Annotated in this window: 17 protein-coding genes; 7 read left to right on the top strand and 10 right to left on the bottom strand. The window is 74.8% G+C overall.

The window, feature by feature from the left end; all coding sequences use genetic code 11:
• Window positions 1–9: 9 nt before the first annotated feature.
• Both ACQP12_RS20790 and ACQP12_RS20785 read left to right on the top strand, forming a co-directional pair.
• Window positions 10–558: a GNAT family N-acetyltransferase gene (locus ACQP12_RS20790; RefSeq protein ID WP_433281205.1), complete on the top strand. Its 549-nt coding sequence runs from the start codon at window positions 10–12 to the stop codon at window positions 556–558.
• An 83-nt stretch (window positions 559–641) separates the two neighbouring features.
• Window positions 642–1,052 carry a type II toxin-antitoxin system Phd/YefM family antitoxin gene (locus ACQP12_RS20785; RefSeq protein ID WP_313719758.1) on the top strand — a complete coding sequence of 137 codons (411 nt, stop codon included), beginning with the start codon at window positions 642–644 and terminating at the stop codon, window positions 1,050–1,052.
• Between the two features lie 45 nt (window positions 1,053–1,097).
• Here the strand turns inward: ACQP12_RS20785 and pgi are convergent, their stop codons facing one another.
• Window positions 1,098–2,732 carry a glucose-6-phosphate isomerase gene (pgi, locus tag ACQP12_RS20780; RefSeq protein WP_433281203.1) on the bottom strand — a complete coding sequence of 545 codons (1,635 nt, stop codon included), beginning with the start codon at window positions 2,730–2,732 and terminating at the stop codon, window positions 1,098–1,100.
• Between the two features lie 249 nt (window positions 2,733–2,981).
• Between pgi and ACQP12_RS20775 the strand changes: the two genes are divergently transcribed.
• The 4 genes from ACQP12_RS20775 (at window position 2,982) to ACQP12_RS20760 (ending at window position 7,994) form a co-directional block, all read left to right on the top strand.
• A complete protein-coding gene (locus tag ACQP12_RS20775) occupies window positions 2,982–4,925 on the top strand; it encodes an ABC transporter ATP-binding protein (protein ID WP_433281201.1) in 1,944 nt (647 codons plus the stop codon).
• Window positions 4,926–5,004: 79 nt separating this feature from the next.
• On the top strand, window positions 5,005–6,054 hold the full coding sequence (locus tag ACQP12_RS20770; protein WP_433281199.1) for an aldo/keto reductase: 1,050 nt from the start codon (window positions 5,005–5,007) through the stop codon (window positions 6,052–6,054).
• Window positions 6,055–6,320: 266 nt separating this feature from the next.
• Complete coding sequence (locus ACQP12_RS20765) at window positions 6,321–7,400, top strand: hypothetical protein (RefSeq protein WP_433281196.1); 1,080 nt, start codon at window positions 6,321–6,323, stop codon at window positions 7,398–7,400.
• 42 nt (window positions 7,401–7,442) lie between these two features.
• Entirely contained in the window at window positions 7,443–7,994 is a 552-nt protein-coding gene (locus tag ACQP12_RS20760) for an RNA 2'-phosphotransferase (protein ID WP_433281194.1), read from the top strand.
• A 95-nt stretch (window positions 7,995–8,089) separates the two neighbouring features.
• Here the strand turns inward: ACQP12_RS20760 and ACQP12_RS20755 are convergent, their stop codons facing one another.
• The 4 genes from ACQP12_RS20755 to ACQP12_RS20740 all read right to left on the bottom strand — a co-directional run bounded on the left by ACQP12_RS20755 (window position 8,090) and on the right by ACQP12_RS20740 (window position 11,958).
• Window positions 8,090–9,361, bottom strand: a complete 1,272-nt coding sequence (locus tag ACQP12_RS20755; protein ID WP_433281192.1) for a sulfite oxidase — start codon at window positions 9,359–9,361, stop codon at window positions 8,090–8,092.
• A gap of 79 nt (window positions 9,362–9,440) precedes the next feature.
• Complete coding sequence (locus ACQP12_RS20750; RefSeq protein WP_433281190.1) at window positions 9,441–10,166, bottom strand: ABC transporter ATP-binding protein; 726 nt, start codon at window positions 10,164–10,166, stop codon at window positions 9,441–9,443.
• On the bottom strand, window positions 10,139–10,975 hold the full coding sequence (locus ACQP12_RS20745) for an ABC transporter permease (RefSeq protein WP_433281187.1): 837 nt from the start codon (window positions 10,973–10,975) through the stop codon (window positions 10,139–10,141). The genes ACQP12_RS20750 and ACQP12_RS20745 overlap by 28 nt, the downstream gene beginning before the upstream one ends.
• A complete protein-coding gene (locus ACQP12_RS20740; RefSeq protein WP_433281185.1) occupies window positions 10,972–11,958 on the bottom strand; it encodes a sulfonate ABC transporter substrate-binding protein in 987 nt (328 codons plus the stop codon). The genes ACQP12_RS20745 and ACQP12_RS20740 overlap by 4 nt, the downstream gene beginning before the upstream one ends.
• Before the next feature lie 118 nt (window positions 11,959–12,076).
• Here ACQP12_RS20740 and ACQP12_RS20735 point away from each other — a divergent pair, with 118 nt between their 5' ends.
• Window positions 12,077–13,249: an LLM class flavin-dependent oxidoreductase gene (locus ACQP12_RS20735; RefSeq protein WP_433281183.1), complete on the top strand. Its 1,173-nt coding sequence runs from the start codon at window positions 12,077–12,079 to the stop codon at window positions 13,247–13,249.
• Between the two features lie 147 nt (window positions 13,250–13,396).
• Here the strand turns inward: ACQP12_RS20735 and ACQP12_RS20730 are convergent, their stop codons facing one another.
• The 5 genes from ACQP12_RS20730 to ACQP12_RS20710 all read right to left on the bottom strand — a co-directional run bounded on the left by ACQP12_RS20730 (window position 13,397) and on the right by ACQP12_RS20710 (window position 17,533).
• Complete coding sequence (locus tag ACQP12_RS20730; RefSeq protein WP_433281181.1) at window positions 13,397–13,912, bottom strand: NUDIX domain-containing protein; 516 nt, start codon at window positions 13,910–13,912, stop codon at window positions 13,397–13,399.
• A gap of 123 nt (window positions 13,913–14,035) precedes the next feature.
• A complete protein-coding gene (locus ACQP12_RS20725; RefSeq protein WP_433281179.1) occupies window positions 14,036–14,683 on the bottom strand; it encodes a LuxR C-terminal-related transcriptional regulator in 648 nt (215 codons plus the stop codon).
• A gap of 14 nt (window positions 14,684–14,697) precedes the next feature.
• Entirely contained in the window at window positions 14,698–16,044 is a 1,347-nt protein-coding gene (locus tag ACQP12_RS20720; protein ID WP_433281177.1) for a sensor histidine kinase, read from the bottom strand.
• Window positions 16,041–16,811, bottom strand: coding sequence for an ABC transporter permease subunit (locus ACQP12_RS20715; RefSeq protein ID WP_433281175.1), 771 nt, complete (start codon window positions 16,809–16,811; stop codon window positions 16,041–16,043). Before ACQP12_RS20715 ends, ACQP12_RS20720 begins: the two co-directional genes overlap by 4 nt.
• On the bottom strand, window positions 16,808–17,533 hold the full coding sequence (locus ACQP12_RS20710) for an ABC transporter ATP-binding protein (RefSeq protein WP_433281173.1): 726 nt from the start codon (window positions 17,531–17,533) through the stop codon (window positions 16,808–16,810). Before ACQP12_RS20710 ends, ACQP12_RS20715 begins: the two co-directional genes overlap by 4 nt.
• Between the last annotated feature and the right edge of the window lie 56 nt (window positions 17,534–17,589).

The raw sequence follows: 17,589 nt of genomic DNA, 5'->3' as shown, positions 1-17,589 counted from the left end.
GTTGCTCGGATGTTCGCCCTCGCGCTGACCGACGACGCCGAGCTGCGGCAGCTGATGCCGTGGCACGCCGACGAGTTCCTCGCCAACCTCGACCGTTGCCGGGAGCACATCGCCCCCTGGGTGGGTGCGTCCTTCGTGGCCACCGACCCCGAGTCCGCCCGCCGGGTCCTGCGGAACTACGCCGACCGGTGGGCCCGCGACGACGGCGGGATCTGGGGCATCTGGCGGCACGGCACGCTGGTCGGCGGGGTGATGTTCGTGTCGCTCAGCACCACCACGGGCGTCGCCGAGGCCGGTTGCTGGCTGGAGCCCGCCGCCGAGGGGCAGGGCCTGGTCACCCGCGCCGCCCGCGTGATCATCGACTGGGCGATCCGGGACCGCGGCATCCACCGGGTGGAGTGGGTCACCAAGGCCGCCAACGCGCGCAGCATCGCCGTCGCGCGGCGGCTGGGGATGAGCCGCGACGGCGTGCTCAGGGAGGCCGCACCGGGGCGGGACGGCCGGGCCGACCTGGAGGTCTGGTCCGTGCTGGCCCCGGAATGGAAGCCGGCGGGATAAGCCGGGCGGGCTCCGGCTTCGGAGGGACCCCGGCGATCGGCACGCGGCGGAGTTCTGTCGTACCCGGACGTCAACATGTGTCCATGGCTGTCCCCGCACTGGCCGACCGGTCCCCCCAGCCGCGCGCCCTGCCGCTGCGCGAGGTCCGCACCCGGCTCACCCAGCTCGTCTCCCTGGCCGAGCTGACCGACACCGTCACCGTCGTCACCCGCGACGGCGATCCGCGCCCCGTCGCCGCGATCGTGCCCGCCGCGGCGGCGCGCACCGCGGCGCAGGCCCGCGCCGACGCCGACCGGATCGCCGCCATCAGCGCCGGCTGGTCCCGGCGGCTGGAGGAGCTGCACCGGCAGAGCAGCCGGCGGCACGCCGCCGAGCTGCGCACCCTCACCGACGCGCTCGCCGAGGTCTGGGCCGAGCTGGACCGACGCGCCCCGGCCGGCGACCCGGCGCTCGCCCGGCTCCGTGCCGCCCACGCCGACCTGCTGCGCGGCTGACCGCGCGGCCTCCGACCACCTCGGGCCGGAGGCCGCGGGCGCCCGTCAGTCCCGGCCGCGCTGCGCCCGGTAGCGGCGGATCAGCGCGGCCGTGGACGAGTCCACGTCGCCGAGGTCCGGCCCGGCCCCGGTGAGCTTCGGGGCGAGCTGGTTGGCCATCACCTTGCCCAGCTCCACGCCCCACTGGTCGAACGCGTTGATGTCCCAGACCGCGGCCTCGGTGAAGACGATGTGCTCGTAGAGGGCGATGAGCTGGCCCAGCGTCGCCGGCGTCAGCTTCGGCGCGATGATCGACGTGGTCGGGTGGTTGCCCGGCATGACCCGGTGCGGCACCACCTCGGGCGCGGTGCCCTCGGCCTCGACCTGCTCCTTCGTGCGGCCGAACGCCAGCGCGGCGGTCTGGGCGAAGAAGTTCGACATGAACAGGTCGTGCATGTCGCCCAGGTCGTGGTTGGGCTGGCTGAACGCGATGAAGTCGGCCGGGATCAGCCGGGTGCCCTGGTGGATGAGCTGGTAGAAGGCGTGCTGGCCGTTGGTGCCCGGCTCGCCCCAGAAGATCTCCCCGGTCGGGCAGGTGACCGGCCGGCCGTCCCGCGTCACCGACTTGCCGTTGCTCTCCATGGTGAGCTGCTGCAGGTAGGCCGGGAACCGGTGCAGGTACTGCGCGTACGGCAGCACCGCGTGGGTCTCCGCGCCGAGGAAGTCGGTGTACCAGACGTTGAGCAGGCCGAGCAGCGCCGGCACGTTCCGTGCCACCGGCGTGGTCCGGAAGTGCTCGTCCACGGCGTGGTAGCCGGCCAGCAGGTCCCGGAACCGCTGCGGCCCGACGGCCAGCAGCACCGACAGCCCGACCGCCGAGGGCAGCGAGTAGCGCCCGCCCACCCAGTCCCAGAAGCCGAACATGTTCTCCGGGTCGATGCCGAAGTCGCGGACCCGCTGCTCGTTGGTGCTGACCGCCACGAAGTGCCGGGCCACGGCGCTGTCGTCGGCGTCCAGCCCGGCCAGCAGCCAGCGCCGGGCCTGGTCGGCGTTGGCCAGGGTCTCCTGGGTGGAGAAGGTCTTGGAGACCACCACGAACAGCGTGCTGGCCGGGTCCAGGTCGGCGGTCTTGTCGTGGATGTCGGTCGGGTCGATGTTGGACACGAACCGGCAGCTGATCCCCGCGTCCCGGTACGCCTTCAGCGCCTCGTACGCCATCACCGGCCCGAGGTCCGAGCCGCCGATGCCGATGTTGACCACGGTGCTGATCCGCTCGCCGGTGTGGCCCCGCCAGGCGCCGGAGCGGACCCGCTCGGCGAACGCCGACATCCGGTCCAGCACGGCGTGCACGTCGGCGACGACGTCCTGGCCGTCCACGGTGAGCGACGCGTCGCGGGGCAGGCGCAGGGCAGTGTGCAGCACGGCCCGGTCCTCGGTGGAGTTGATGTGCTCCCCGGCGAACATGGCGGCGATCCGGTCGGTCAGCCCGACCCGCTCGGCGAGCGCGGTGAGCAGGCTCAACGTCTCGTCGGTGACCAGGTTCTTGCTGTAGTCGACGTGCAGGTCGGCGACCTCGCCGGTGAGCCGCTCACCCCGTTGTCCGTCCGCGGCGAACAGCTCCCGCAGGTGCGTGCCGCGCATCGCCTCGGCGTGCTTGCGCAGGGCCTGCCATTCGTCCGTGGTGGTGACGTCCACAGCCATCGGGTCGATCTTCTCCTTCACGACGGGTCTGCCGGCGGGGCCGGCGTCGCCCCGCTGCCGGCGACCCCACCAGCCTGCCACCCGCGGCGGGTACGCGCGACGCGACCCGACATCGCCCACCCGCTGGACCCCCGGCGCGTCGCCCGGCGACACGCGCTTGGGACACCTGTTCGACACGCCGGACACGGGGAGACACCGTCTTGTAGCGGACCGTAAGCTCCGAGGGCTGACCGTACCGGAGGAGGCCCCATGTCGGCGGTGATCGGCCCCCGAAACCCGTCCGAGGACGAGGCGGCGGCGGAGGAGTCGCCACTGCCGGAGCTGGCGGACGGGCACTGGATGAACCGGGCCACCGAGTTCGCCCACACCAGCTTCTGGGCGGTGGCCCGCCGGCTGCCCGCGCTGGTCCGCGAGGCCGTCGGCCTGGCCTGGGCGACCAGCCGCCGGGACACCATCGCCTCGATCGGGCTCAACATCGCCGCCGGGATGCTCACGACACTCGGCCTGCTCGCCACCACCGGGGTGCTCCGGCAGCTCTTCGCCGCGGGCCCCACGCCCGACCGGATCCGTGCGGCGCTGCCAGCCCTGCTGCTGGCGGCCGCCGCGGTGACCGTGCGCGGCGCGCTGACCGTCGCCGCCGGCTGGGCGCAGGCCCGGCTCATCCCACAGATCAACTACCAGGTGGAGCTGCGGCTGTTCGAGACCACCACGGCGGTCGACCTGGCCGCCTTCGACGACGCCGGCTTCGCCGAGGACATGGACCGGGCCCGGGATCGCGGCATGGCCGAGGCGGCGTCGATCGTGGACCACACCGTCAACCTGGTCACCGGCCTCGTGGGCGTGCTGGCCACCGCCGCCGCGGTGACGGTGATCCAGCCGGTGCTGCTGCCCTGCCTGCTGCTCGCCGCCGTGCCCGAGGCGGCCACCGCGGTGAAGATGGCTCGCCGGCAGTACCTCGCCCTGCTGGCCTGGATCACCCGGCGCCGCCGGATGTATCTGCTGGCCCGGCTGATGGCCGACCGGCACACCGCCGCCGAGATCCGCTCCTACCAGATGCGCGACTTCCTGCTGGCCGAGTACCACCGGATGATGACCGTGGAGACCCGCGCGCAGCTGCGGCTGGCCCGCTCGCAGAGCGTCACCCGGGCGGTCGGCCTGTCGGTGACCGGGATCGCCGCGTTCGGCGTCTACGCCGTCCTGGGCGGCCTGCTGCTCGGCGGCGTGGTGGCGCTGGCCGCCGCGGCGACCGCGCTGCTCGCCCTCCAGTCCGCCCGGTCCAGCCTGCGCATGGCGGTGTTCGCCACCAACTCGCTCTACGAGGACGCGCTCTACTACCAGGACTACCGGGACTTCCTCGACCGGGCGCGGCACCGGGTGCCGGCCGGCGGCGAGCGGCCCGTCGACGGCTTCGACCGGATCGAGCTCGACCGGGTCAGCCTCCGCTACCCCGACACGGAGGCGCCGGCCGTGGACGAGGTCAGCCTCACCGTCCGGCGCGGCGAGGTGATCGCGCTGGTGGGGGAGAACGGCTCCGGCAAGACCACCCTCGCCAAGCTCGTCGCCGGCCTCTACCGGCCCACCGCCGGCGTCATCCGCTGGGACGGCGTGGACGCCGCCGAGCTGGACCCGCGGCAGACCGCCGCGCAGGTGGCGGTGATGAGCCAGGACTGGTGGAAGTTCCCGTTCACCGCCCGGCAGAACATCCGGATCGGCCGGCACGACCGGCCCGCCGACCGGCCCGGCCCGCAGGTCGAGGACGCCGCCCGCGACGCCGCCGCGCACGACATGATCACCGAGCTGCCGTTCGGGTACGACACCCTGCTGGACCGGCAGTTCAAGGACGGGCAGGACCTCTCCGGCGGGCAGTGGCAACGGCTCGTGGCCGCCCGCGGTCTCTACCGGGACGCCCGCCTGCTGATCTGCGACGAGCCCTCGGCGGCCCTCGACGCGCGGGCCGAGCACGCCCTCTTCCAGCACCTGCGGCGACACCCCGACCGGGCCGTCGTGCTGATCACCCACCGGCTGGCCAACGTCCGGCACGCCGACCGGATCTTCGTGCTGGACCACGGCCGGATCGTCCAGCAGGGCGACCACGACGAGCTGATGGCCCAGGAGGGTCTCTACCGGGAGCTGTTCGAGCTGCAGGCGGCCGGCTACCTCGCGCAGGCCGGGGAGGCGGCTGCCGAGCGTTGACCTCCAGTGCACTCGAACTCCTACGGTGACCGCACCGGCCGCCGCCCGGTCAAGCGCGGCGTCACCCCAGGGAGCCCACATGCGTCACCGCGTCCTCGGCGGCACCGGCATCGAGGTCAGCGTCCACTGTCTCGGCACCATGATGTTCGGCGCGGTCGGCAACCCCGACCACGACGACTGCGCCCGGATCGTCCACGCCGCCCTCGACCGGGGCGTCAACTTCGTCGACACCGCCGACATGTACTCGGCGGGCGAGTCGGAGGTGATCGTGGGCAAGGCGCTGCGGGGCCGGCGGGACGACGTGGTCCTGGCCACCAAGTTCCACTTCCCGATGGGGGAGGGGCCCAACCGGGGCGGGAACTCGCGGCGCTGGATCGTCCGCGCGGTCGAGGAGAGCCTGCGCCGCCTCGGCACCGACTGGATCGACCTCTACCAGGTGCACCGGCCCGACCGCGCCACGGACGTCGAGGAGACCCTCGGGGCGCTCACCGACCTGGTCCGGGCCGGCAAGATCCGGGCGTTCGGCTGCTCGACCTTCCCGGCCGAGGAGATCGTCGAGGCGCAGCACGTCGCGGAGCGGCGGGCGCTCGGCCGGTTCCGCACCGAGCAGCCGCCGTACTCGATCCTGGCCCGCGGGATCGAGACCGCGGTCCTGCCGGTCTGCCAGCGGTACGGCATGGGCGTGCTGGTGTGGAGCCCGCTCGCCTCCGGTTTCCTCACCGGGCGCTACCGGCAGGGGGCAGCCGTCGACCTCACCGCCGGCCGGCCGGCGCGCACCCCGGCCCGGTTCGACCCGGCGCTGCCCGGCAACGCCGCCAAGTACGCCGCCGTCGAGCAACTGGTGGCGCTCGCCGAGGAGATCGGCTGCTCGCTGCCCGAGCTGGCCGTCGCGTTCACCGTGGCACACCCGGCGGTCACCTCGGCGATCGTCGGACCGCGCACGATGGAGCAGTTGGAGGGACTGCTCAAGGGAGCGGCGCTCGCGCTCGACGACGCGGTGCTGGACCGGATCGACGAGATCGTCCCGCCCGGCACGAACCTCTACCCGCCGGACGGCGTCTGGTCCCCGCCCGCGCTCACCGACCCGGCACTGCGGCGCCGTCCCCCGGCCGAGCGCGCCGCCGCCTGACCGCCGGGGCGCACCGCCCGGTGCGCGGGGGCCGCCCTGCCGCCGTCCGCCGGCCGAGCGCGCCGCCGCCTGAGCGCTGGGGCGCACCGTCCGGTGCGCGGGGGCCGCCCTGCCGCCGTCCGCCGGCCGAGCGCGCCGCCGCCTGAGCGCTGGGGCGCACCGCCCGGTGCGACGGGGGCCGCCCCGCCGGCGGTCGTCGGACGGCCGCCGGTGGACCCGGGGTGACCGGTTGCCGCCGGGAGCCGCCCTCGGGCAGGATGCGCGGAATGGCCCGCCTGTCAGTCCGCCGCGCCACCGCCGTCGCGGCCGTGCTCGCCCTGCTCGCCGCCGGCTGCTCCGACCAGGCGAGCCCGCCGGCCACCTCGCGGGCCGCCGCGCCGACGCCGGGCGGCGGGGTCACCGCGACGCCGGCCCCGCCGGCCGCCCCGTCGCCCGTCCCGGCCGCGCGGGCCGGGCTCGGTGGCCGGCCGAGCCCGAGCGCCCGGCCGTGCGGGGTCTTCCCGGCGGACAACGTCTGGCACGCCGACGTCTCCCGACTGCCCGTGCACCCGCGCTCCGCGGCGATGGTCGGCGCGATCGGCGGCGGCGCCACGGTGCACGCCGACTTCGGCTCCGGCAGGTGGGAGGGCGCGCCGATCGGTATCCCGGTCACCGTCGTCCCCGCCAGCCAGCGGCGGGTCCCGGTGACCTTCGAGTACGCCGACGAGAGCGACCCGGGCCCGTACCCGGTTCCGCCGGACGCGGCGGTCGAGGGCGGACCGAACGGCACCGGCGACCGGCACGTGATCGTCTGGGACCGGGCGGCCTGCCGGGCCTACGAGCTGTTCGACGCGCACCGGAGCGGCGCCGGCTGGCGGGCCGGCTCGGGAGCCGTCTTCGACCTGCGGTCCAACAAGCTGCGTCGGGCCGGCTGGACGTCCGCGGACGCGGCGGGACTGTCCATCCTGGCCGGGCTGGTCCGCTACGACGAGGTGGCCGCCGGCCGCATCGACCACGCGCTGCGGGTGACCGTGCCGCGTACCCGCACCGGCTGGACCTGGCCGGCCACCCACTCCGCCTCGTCGGCCACCGACCCGGCGCTGCCGCAGCTCGGCCAGCGGCTGCGCCTCAAGCGTTCGGTGGACCTTTCCCGGCTGCCCCGGCAGGCCCGGATCGTCGCCGAGGCGATGCAGCGCCACGGGCTGATCGTCGCCGACCACGGCTCGGCCTGGTTCGTCTCGGGCGCCCCCGACCCGCGCTGGGACAACGACGCCCTGCACGCCCTCGGCGGCCTGCGCGGCAGCGACTTCGAGGTGGTGGACGCCGCGGGGTTGATGGTGAGCGGCGGGTCGGGCGCCACCCGCTGATATCCGTCGCCGGCACCCCGGCAGGTGGGTCACACTGTCCGGGTGGATCATCGTGATCTGGTCCGGGTGAGCAAGCGGATGTCGCTGGCGCTGCGCCACCGCCCCGACCGGTTCCACCTGGCGCTCGACGGGGCCGGCTGGGTGCCGGTCGCCGACCTGCTCGCCGCGCTGCGGATCACCCGCGCCGACCTGGACGCCGTGGTGGCCGGCAACGACAAGCAGCGCTTCGCCGTCGAACCCGGCCCCGCCGGGGTCGACCGGATCCGGGCCAGCCAGGGCCACTCCGTCCCGGTCGACCTCGGCCTGTCCCCGGCGGCCCCGCCGGAGCGGCTCTTCCACGGCACCAGCGAGGCCGCCCTGCCCGCGATCCGCGCCGAGGGCCTGCACCGGGGCCGCCGGCACCACGTGCACCTCTCCCCGGACGTGGAGACCGCCCACCGGGTCGGCGCCCGCCGCAGGGACACCGTGGTGATCCTCGCCGTCGACGCCGCAGCCATGTCCGACAACGGCTACGTCTTCTATCGCAGCGCCAACGGCGTCTGGCTCACCGACACCGTCCCACCCGCCTACCTCACCCCCACCCCGCCCCGTTGATCATGAAGTTATGACCACCGGCACCGGCGTGTCGGGACAATAACTTCATGATCAACCGCGCGGCGCGCGGGGCCGGGGCGCGGGACCGGGTGGGGTCAGTGCGCCGTCACCGGGTGGTGGACCACCGCGTCGAAGAGGTAGGCGAGCGTGTTGGGGGCGGTCCGGTCGGGTTGGCTCGCGCCCGTGGTGTCGGTGGCGCGGGCACGGAGGGTGCATGGGCCCGGGGCCGGGGGTCGCCAGCGCGCCGTCCAGCGCTGCCAGGCGCCGCCCCGGTCGGCCGCCACCAGGTCGGCCGGGCGCCAGCCGTCGCCCGTGTCCACCTCGACCCGCTCGATGGGGCCGTTGCCCGACCACGACCGGCCGCGCAGCAGCACCTCCTCGCCCGCCGGCACGCGGGCGTCCCAGGCCAGCTCGAACGCGCTCTTCACCGGCTGGGCGCCCAGCACCGTGCCCCCGGCCGGGTGCCCGGGGCCGAACATCCGGTAGAACCGGGTGTTCCACGGCGAGAAGAGGGGCGTGGTGGAGACCTCCACCGGGCCCACCCATTTGATCGAGGAGATGCCGATCCAGCCGGGCACCACGACGCGGACCGGGAAACCGTGGTCGGCGGGGAGTGGCTCGCCGTTCATCTCGTACGCCAGCAGCACGTCGTCGAGGGCCTTGGCGATCGGCAGCGGGCGGCGTACGCGGCCGAGGTTGATCCCGCCGGTCACGTAGTCCGGGTCCAGCCCCTCGGGCATCACGTCGACCGCGTCGTCCCGCAGCCCGGCCAGCCGCAGCACGGTGCCCAGCCGGACGCCCCGCCAGCGCGCGACGCCGACCCCGCCCAGCCCCCAGGCCACTCCCGGCGTCGGATCGCCCTGCTGCTCGGCGAAGAAGCGGCGCCCGTTGCCGGCGCACTCGAGCAGCGCGTCGCTGTCCTCGGCGGGCAGCCGGCGCAGCTCGTCGAGGCTGAACTCGACCGGGGCGTCCCGGGTGGGCGCGTCCCGCAGCCCGGTGCCGAAGAGGCGCAGCCGCCAGGTGTCGGCGTCCAGCCGGGGCGTCTCGGTGTGGTTGCGGACGAAGAACCGGTCGTTCGGCACCACGTACCCCTGACCGGCCAGCGCCGTCCACCGCATCTCGGCGTTGGTGTCCAGCGGGCGCAGCAGCTCCGGCGGCAGTGGCTTGGCGATCGGCGTACCCGGATCGACGCCGACCGGCGCGGCCGCCACCGCGACCGGCTCGCGCTCGGCCGCGGCGGCGGTCAGGGCGGCCATGGCCGCCCCCAGTTCCAGCAGCCGGTCGCGGTCGACGCCCGCGCCCCGGGCCTCCCCGGCGAGCCACTGCCGGCTCCGGCGGGTGTCGTGGTCGGCTTCGGCGTGGGACACGGGTGACCTCCGGAGAGTGGGCGGCGCTGCCACTCCTATCCAATCAGTAGGACTTTTCGCCACGGCAGCGCAGGTCGGGTCAGGCGGTGGGCACGCCGAGGCGGTCGAGCAGCCGCCGCCGCAGCGCGCCGAGGGCGGGGTCGTCGGGGCGGGGGGCGGGACCGAGGTCGACGGGGATCTCCTCGGCGATGACGCCCCCGTCGAGGAGCAGGACGCGGTCGGCGAGCAGCAGCGCCTCCTCCACGTCGTGGGTGACCAGCAGCGCGGCGAAGCCGTGCTCGGCGCGCAGCCGGCGCAGCAGGCCCTGCATGCGCAGCCGGGTCAGGGCGTCCAGCGCGCCGAACGGCTCGTCGAGCAGGAGCAGGTCGGGTTCCCGGACCAGGGCCCGGGCCACTGCCACCCGCTGCGCCTGCCCGCCGGAGAGTTCGGCCGGCCAGGCCCGGCCCCGGTCGGCCAGGCCGACCTCGGCCAGCGCGCGGTCGACCCGCGCCGCGACGTCCGGGCCGGCGAGCCCGAGGGCGACGTTGTCGGCGACCCGCTTCCACGGCAGCAGCCGGTGCTCCTGGAACACCACGGCCGCGGTGCCGTGCACGACGTGGGCGCCGGTCGCCTCGTCGTCCAGGCCGGCGAGGACGCGCAGCAGGGTGCTCTTGCCGGAGCCGCTGCCGCCGAGCAGCGCCACCGTCTCCCCGGCGCCGATGGCGAGGTCGACGCCGGCCAGCACCACCGTGGGACTGAAGGCGCGGCCCACCGCCCGGGCCGTGAGCACCGGCCGGGTCAGGTCGCCCGCAGTCCGCGCCGCCATGTCAGCGTCCTCCTCTCGGCGTACCGGAGGGCGAGGTCGGAGAGCAGGCCGAGCACGGCGTAGATGAGCAGGCCGAGCACCACCACGTCGGTCTGGCTGAACTCGCGGGCCTCCATCATGAGGAAGCCGACGCCGGTCTGGGCGTTGACCTGCTCGCCGACGACCAGGCTGAGCCAGGCCGCCCCGATGGCCAGCCGCAGCCCGAGGAAGAGGGCGGGCAGCGCGCCGGGGAGGACCACGTGCCGCAGCCGGGCCGCCGGGCCGAGCCCGCAGGTGCGCGCCGCCTCCACCAGCCGTTCGTCGATGTCCCGGATGCCGGCGTACGTGTTGAAGTAGATCGGGAAGAACGCGCCGAGCGCGACCAGGGTGATCTTCAACGACTCGCCGATACCCACCCAGATGATCAGCAGGGGGACGAGGCCCAGGTGGGGCAGCATGCGGGCCATCTGCACCGGCGGGTCGACCAGGTCGTCACCGAGGCGGAACAGTCCGGCGGCCGCACCGAGCACCAGGGCCAGGCCGCCGCCGATGAGCAGGCCGAGCGCGGCGCGGGTGAGCGAGTCGACGAGGTGCACGGCGAGGGTGCCGTCCCGGGCCAGCCGCCAGCCGGTGGCGAGGACGGCGCTCGGGGCGGGCAGTTTCTCCGGGGCGAGCAGGCCGGCCCGGGCGGCCGCCTCCCAGCCGAGCACCAGCACGAGCGGGCTGACGAGGCGGCGCCATCGCCGGGCCGCGCCGTCCCGCCGCCGGCGCGGCGCCGGCCCGGCCGGTACGACCGGTGCCGGCGCCTCGGCGAGCGCCGGGCTGGTCATCCGAGCACCTCGTTGAACCGCCCGTCCACCCGTCCGGCGATGTCCACCGGGCCGGGCACCAGTTCCAGCTCGACGAAGCTGTCCGCGATGGCCTGGAGTTCGGCGCCGATCTCGGGGGTGACCGGGGCGAGCGGCCGGGCGCTGCGGGCCAGCGCGCGGGTGGTGACGTCGAGCGGGATCTTCAGCTCGGGCGCGAGGGTCGCGGCGCGCTCCGTCGGGTGGCTGATGCCCCAGTCGGTCACCTGCCGGTACGTGGTCAGGAAGGCCCGGACGTCGTCCGGCCGGTTCTTCACCGCCTCTGGCGCGGCCAGCACGTACTCCCGGTTGCCGGCCAGGCCGGTGGCGTCGGCGAGCACCCGCACGCCGGGCTGCTCGGCCAGGGCGAAGTACGGGTCCCAGATGATCCAGGCGTCGACCTGCCCGTTGTCGAACGCGGGCCGCCCCTCGGCGGGCTTCAGGTACTTCACGTTGACGTCCTTCAGGGTCATCCGGTTCGCCTCCAGCAGCTTGACCAGCAGCCAGTGCACGTTGGAGCCCTTGTTGAGCGCCACGGTCTTCCCGCGCAGGTCGGCGAAGCTCCGGTAGGGGCTGCCGGCCTTGACCAGCACGGCCTCGCCCTGCGGGATGGGGTCCGAGGTGCCGATGACGGCGAACGGGATCTTCCCGGCGGCGGCGAACACCGGCGGCGCCTCGCCGACCTGGCCGATGTCGATCGAGCCGGCCTTGAGCGCCTCGGTCAGCGCCGGGCCGCTCTCGAACAGCGACCAGGTCACGTTCGGCGCGGTGGCCCGGGCCTTGACCAGGCTGAGGCCGCCGAACCGCTGGTAGCCGATCCGCAGCGGGCCGCTGCCTCCGCCGCGGGCGTCGGCCGCGTCGCCGCCGCAGGCCGCCAGGGCCGTGGTGGCCAGGAGCGCCAGGGTGGTGAGCAGCGCGGCAACGGTGCGGCGCCGCCGGGGGCGGGCGGTTCTCGACGGGGTACGCATGGTAGCTCCTCGGAGAGGGGGATGTCCCGGCCGTCGGTGGACGCGAGCAACCTACCAACCCGATAGGATTTGTGGGTAGGGTGTGGTCGCCGTCGTCCCACCCCTCAGGAGGTTTCCCATGCCGCTCACCTTCCACTGGTTCCTGCCGACCTACGGCGACAGCCGGGACATCGTGGGCGGCGGTCACGGTGTGCCGGTCGGCACCGCCGGCGGCGCGCGGCCCGCCAGCGTCGCCTACCTCGGGCAGATCGCCCGCAGCGCCGAGCAGCTCGGCTTCGCGGGCGCGCTCACCCCCACCGGCGCGTGGTGCGAGGACGCCTGGCTGAGCACGGCCATGCTGACCGAGGTGACCGAGCGGTTGAAGTTCCTCGTCGCGTTCCGCCCCGGGCTGCTCTCGCCGACCCTGGCCGCCCAGATGGCGTCAACGTTCCAGCGGCTCTCCGGCGGCCGGCTGCTGCTCAACGTGGTCACCGGCGGCGAGTCCACCGAGCAGCGGGCGTACGGCGACTTCCTCGACAAGGACGCCCGCTACGCGCGCACCGACGAGTTTCTGCACGTGGTCCGCGCGCTGTGGCGCGGGGAGACGGTGGACCACGCGGGGGAGCACCTGCGCGTCGAGGGCGCCCGGCTGAGCCGGCTGCCCGACCCGGTGCCGCCGGTCTACTTCGGCGGGTCGTCCGCCGCCGCCGGCCCGGTGGCCGTCCGGCACAGCGACGTCTACCTGACCTGGGGCGAGCCGCCCGCGCAGGTGGCCGGCAAGCTCGACTGGATCCGGGGGCTGGCCGCCGAGGCGGGCCGGCAGCTGCGGTTTGGCATCCGGCTGCACGTCATCACCCGGGACACCGCCGACGAGGCCTGGGCGCAGGCGCGCCGGCTGCTCGACGGCATCGCCGAGGCCGACATCCGGGCCGTCCAGGAGGGGCTGCGGCGCAGCGAGTCCGAGGGGCAGCGGCGGATGCTGGACCTGCACGGCGGCTCGCGCGACGGCCTGGAGGTCGCGCCGAACCTGTGGGCCGGGGTGGGGCTGGTCCGTGGCGGCGCCGGCACCGCCCTGGTCGGCAGCCACACCGAGGTGGCCGACCGGATCGCCGAATACCACGCGCTCGGCATCGACGAGTTCATCCTCTCCGGTCACCCGCACCTGGAGGAGGCGTACTGGTTCGGCGAGGGGGTGCTGCCGATCCTGCGCAGGCGTGGCCTGTGGCGACACCCGGCCGGCGAGCCGGCCGGGGACGTGCCGGCGAGCGTGCCGTTCACGCCGCAGCCGGTGCCAGCCGCGGCCCGGGGCTGAGCGCGGCCGCCGGGCCCGCCGGCGTACCGGCCGGAGTCATCAGGCGTGCGGGCCCGGGGACAGTCGGTGTGCGGGCCCGGGTCAGTCGGCGTGCGGGCCCGGGTCAGTCGGCGTGCGGGCCCGGGTCAGTCGGCGTGCGGGCCCGGGTCAGTCGGCGTGCTGGCCGGCGAGGAAGTCGGCCAGCACCCGGGTGTGCGTGGAGAACGCCAGCTCGACCGGCTCGGTGAGGACCAGCCACTCGGTGGCCTCCTCGGTGGGCGCCGACGGGGGCAGGTCACCGACCGGTCGTTCGGGCAGCACGCCGAAGACCATCATGGTGCCGCCGGCCGGCGCCCCGTGCACCGCGAACAGCCGCGCCTCCTCGGCCTCGGCGAGCAGGCCGGTCTCCTCCCGCAGCTCGCGGACCAGGGCTGCGGACCACTCCTCGCCGTACTCGATGAAGCCGCCCGGCAGGGCGAGCTGGCCGCGGGCCGGCTCGATGTCCCGGCGGACGACCACCACGCCGAGGCCCTCCGGGGTGCGCACCGGCAGCACGGCCACCGCGACGGGCAGCGGGTTGCGCCACACCGTCTCGCCGCAGGCCGGGCAGACGCGCGGCCACCCGGCCCCCGCCGGGTAGGCCACGCCGCAGAACGAGCAGTGCGAGTACGGAGCGGCGGTCACGCCGCTGCACGTTACCCGCCCGCCGGCCCGGGCGCGCCCTTCACCCGTCCGCGCGGGGTGTCTCCGGGTGCCGCAGCCGTTCCGCGCGGCGGAGCGACACCCGGTGTCCACGAGGACGGGACATCAGTTACCGCCGACGTGGCGGAGGACGGCCAGGACCCGGCGGTTGTCGCCGTCCGAGGACGGCAGGCCGAGTTTCGCGAAGATGTTCGCCACGTGCTTCTCCACGACTCCGGCGGTGATGACGAGAGCCGCCGCGATCCCGGCGTTGGATCGTCCCTCGGCCATCAGCGAGAGCACCTCACGCTCCCGGGGGGTCAGCGACGCCACCCCGGCCGTGTCCTGCCCGGCCCGCATCAGGTGGCCGACCACCTCCGGATCCAGCGCGGTGCCACCGGATGCCACCCGGGTCAGCGCGTCCACGAAATCGGCGACGTCGGCGACCCGGTCCTTGAGCAGGTATCCGACCCCGGCCGGCCGGTCGGCGAGCAGGCGGGTCGCGTAGCGGGTCTCCACGTACTGGGAGAACACCAGCACACCGACGTCGGGATGGTCGCGTCGGATGTCGATGGCGGCGCGCAGTCCCTCGTCGGTGTGCGTCGGTGGCATCCGGATGTCGATGATGGCCACATCCGGTGCGGTGGCGGCGGTCGCGGACCGCAACGCGTCGGCGTCGGCCACCGCCGCGCACACCTCGAAACCGCGATCGGTGAGCAGCCGGACCAGCCCTTCGCGCATCATCGCGGCATCCTCCGCGATCACCACCCGCATGTCGTCGCCTCCGTTCACAGGTGTGGGAGCAGCTCGATCTCGACCCGGGTCGGACCGCCGGTCGGGCTGTGCACACGCATCCGGCCGTCCACGACGGCGATGCGACGGGCCAGGCCGGACAGGCCCGGCCCGTCCGGGTCCGCCCCGCCGACGCCGTCGTCCGTGACGGTCACCGTCAGGCACCCGCCGGATCGGACGACGCCGAGCCCGACACGGGTCGCCCGGCTGTGTTTGGCCGCGTTCGCGAGCAGCTCGGCGGCGCAGAAGTAGGCGATGGTCTCGATGGCGGGCGCGGGGCGGTCGGGCAGCTCGACGTGCACGGCGACCGGGATGGCGCTGCTCGTCGCGAGCGTCGCCAGCGCGTCGCCGAGACCACTGTCGAGGACCGGGGGGTGGATCCCGCGCACCAGGTCGCGCAGGTCGGCCAGGGCGTCCTTCGCTCCGCGGTGGGCGAGCGCGACCAGTTCGCGGGCCTGCGCGAGGTCGGGTGGCGGGCCGTCGGCACCGAGCTTCTCGGTCGCCATGCCGAGGTTCATCGCCAGCGTGGCCAGCCGGATCTGCGCGCCGTCGTGCAGGTCCCGTTCCAGCCTGCGCATCATCGCGGCCGCGTCGTCGATCGCGCGGGCCCGGGTGACCTGCAGTTCGCGGACCCGCTCGGCGAGCCGGCGCGGGCCGAGCAGCCGTCGCATCGCGGCGACGTCCAGTGCCGTACCGGCCCGCATCAGCCAGGGTGCGACCAGCAGCATGGCGAGGCCGGCCGCGGCGATGAGGAACGTTCCGGCGAACGTCCGCGTGCCGATGGCGCCGAACGGCGTCAACGCCCACACCGGGCCGAGGGTCGTTCCGGCCGGGTGGTTGCGGAACAGCGGCCACCACACCGGGTAGCTGAGGTTGACCGCGCCGAACACGTAGCAGAACGCGCCGTAGCCCTCGGGGATCGCCAGTGGCACCTTGAGCAGGCCGTACCCGACGGCGCGCCAGCCCGGTCCGTCGGCGACCACGGCGCTGATCCGCTTCGAGGGCCGCGGCGGCGGGGCATCCACCTGCACGCCGAGCAGCCGGTCGGCGAGCGAGCGGTGCACGGCTCCCATCGCGCGCCCGATCGGGGCGGCCAGCACGACCAGGAGCGCGACGGTGAGCGGAAGCAGGACCAGGAAAAGGGGTGCGACGGCAGGTGCGGGCTGCTCGGCTGTGGCTCCGGTGGCCCAGAGGACGAGGGCTCCCAGGGCCGGCACGATCGCCGGTGCGCTCAGGATCGCGGCCGCACTGACCACGCCGACGACGCAGAACACCGCCCGGCGCAGGGCCAGTGTGGTGAACGGAGCACGCAGCGCGGTCACCAGCCCATTGTCGCCGCTCACGCGTCGCGATGGCGGAGCAGCACTCCGCCGCACAGGATCGCCACCGCCGCGTACCCGCACATCAGCAGCGCGCTGATCCAGCCGGCGAACAGCCCGGGCACCGGCGAGGTCACCGCGATCGAGTTGAGCAGCATCAACAGCGGGACGAAGCGCCCGACCGCGATTCCGCTCTTGCCGAACAGGCCAGCCACGATCATCGGGACGAACATCAGACCGAACAGCGTGCCGATGGCGGCGCCCGAGTGCCGCACGATCGCCCCGATGCCGACCCCGATCAGCGCCGTGACGCCCAGGTACACGCCGGTCAGCACGACCGCGCGCAGGATCGCCGGGTCGGTCAGGGAGGCGGCCGGGATGGCGGTGCCGCGGATCGCGAGCTGCCCGCCCAGATAGCCGGCGAAGCTCGCGGCCAGGCCGACGGCGAGAGCCGCGCCGCCACACACCGCGACCTTCGCGGCCAGGACAGTCCGACGCCGCGGGACGGCGGCGAGCGTCGAGCGGATCATCCCGGTGCCGTATTCGCCGGTCACCATGAGGACGCCGAGCGCTCCGAGGAGCAACTGGGCCACGATGGCGCCGCCGAGGCTGTTGTTCAGGATCTGGGCGGCGGTGGCGACCGGCGTGTGCGAGCGGTACCCGAGTCCCACCCCGGTCCCGGCCGCCGCCATCGAGACCACCGCGGCGACCGCCAGCCACCGCGTCGACCGGACGCTGCTCAGCTTGATCCGCTCCATCCGGGCCGCGTGCCGGAATCCGTACCCGTTCATGACGCTCCCACTCCGCGATAGTCGGTGGCCTCCGAGGTGAGCCGGAAGAACGCGTCCTCCAGGCTGTCGCCGCCGGCGGCGAGTTCGGCGACGGTCGTCTCGGCCAGCAGCCGGCCGCGGCCGATGACCACCAGCCGGTCGGCGGTCAGCGCCATCTCGGCGATCAGGTGACTGGACACGAACACCGTCCGGCCTTCGGCGGCGAGCCCGCGCAGCAGGTCCCGGATCCAGCGGATGCCCTCCGGATCCAGTCCGTTGACCGGCTCGTCGAGCAGGAGGACGCCCGGGTCGCCGAGCAGGGCCACCGCGACGCCGAGCCGCTGGCGCATGCCGAGCGAGTACGTGCCGGCACGTCGCGTCGCCGCGTCGGAGAGACCGACGGCGCGCAGCACCTGCTCGACCCGGGCACCGGGGATGTCGTTGCTCGCGGCCAGCGCGGTGAGGTGCGCACGGGCGCTGCGGCCGGGATGGAACGCCCCGGCATCGAGGAGCGCGCCCACCGTCTTCAACGGCCAGTTCAGGTCCGGGTACCGGACGCCGCCGATCAGTGCCTCGCCGTGGTCCGGGGCATCCAGGCCGAGGATCATCCGCATCGTCGTCGACTTGCCGGATCCGTTCGGGCCGAGGAAGCCGGTCACCACCCCCGGCTGCACCCGGACGCTCAGCCGGTCCACGGCGACCCGGTCGCCGTAGCGTTTCGTCAGCTCACGTAGTTCGATCACACGATTGACGCTAGGCAGCGCCGCCGGCGGTCGGAAGCCGGAAACCAGGCGACTCC

Origin of the sequence: Micromonospora sp. CA-244673, from assembly GCF_050948395.1 — a bacterium.
Taxonomy (GTDB): domain Bacteria; phylum Actinomycetota; class Actinomycetes; order Mycobacteriales; family Micromonosporaceae; genus Micromonospora.
Note: the sequence above shows the minus strand (reverse complement) of the source record. Positions and strands in the feature narration are given on the sequence as shown.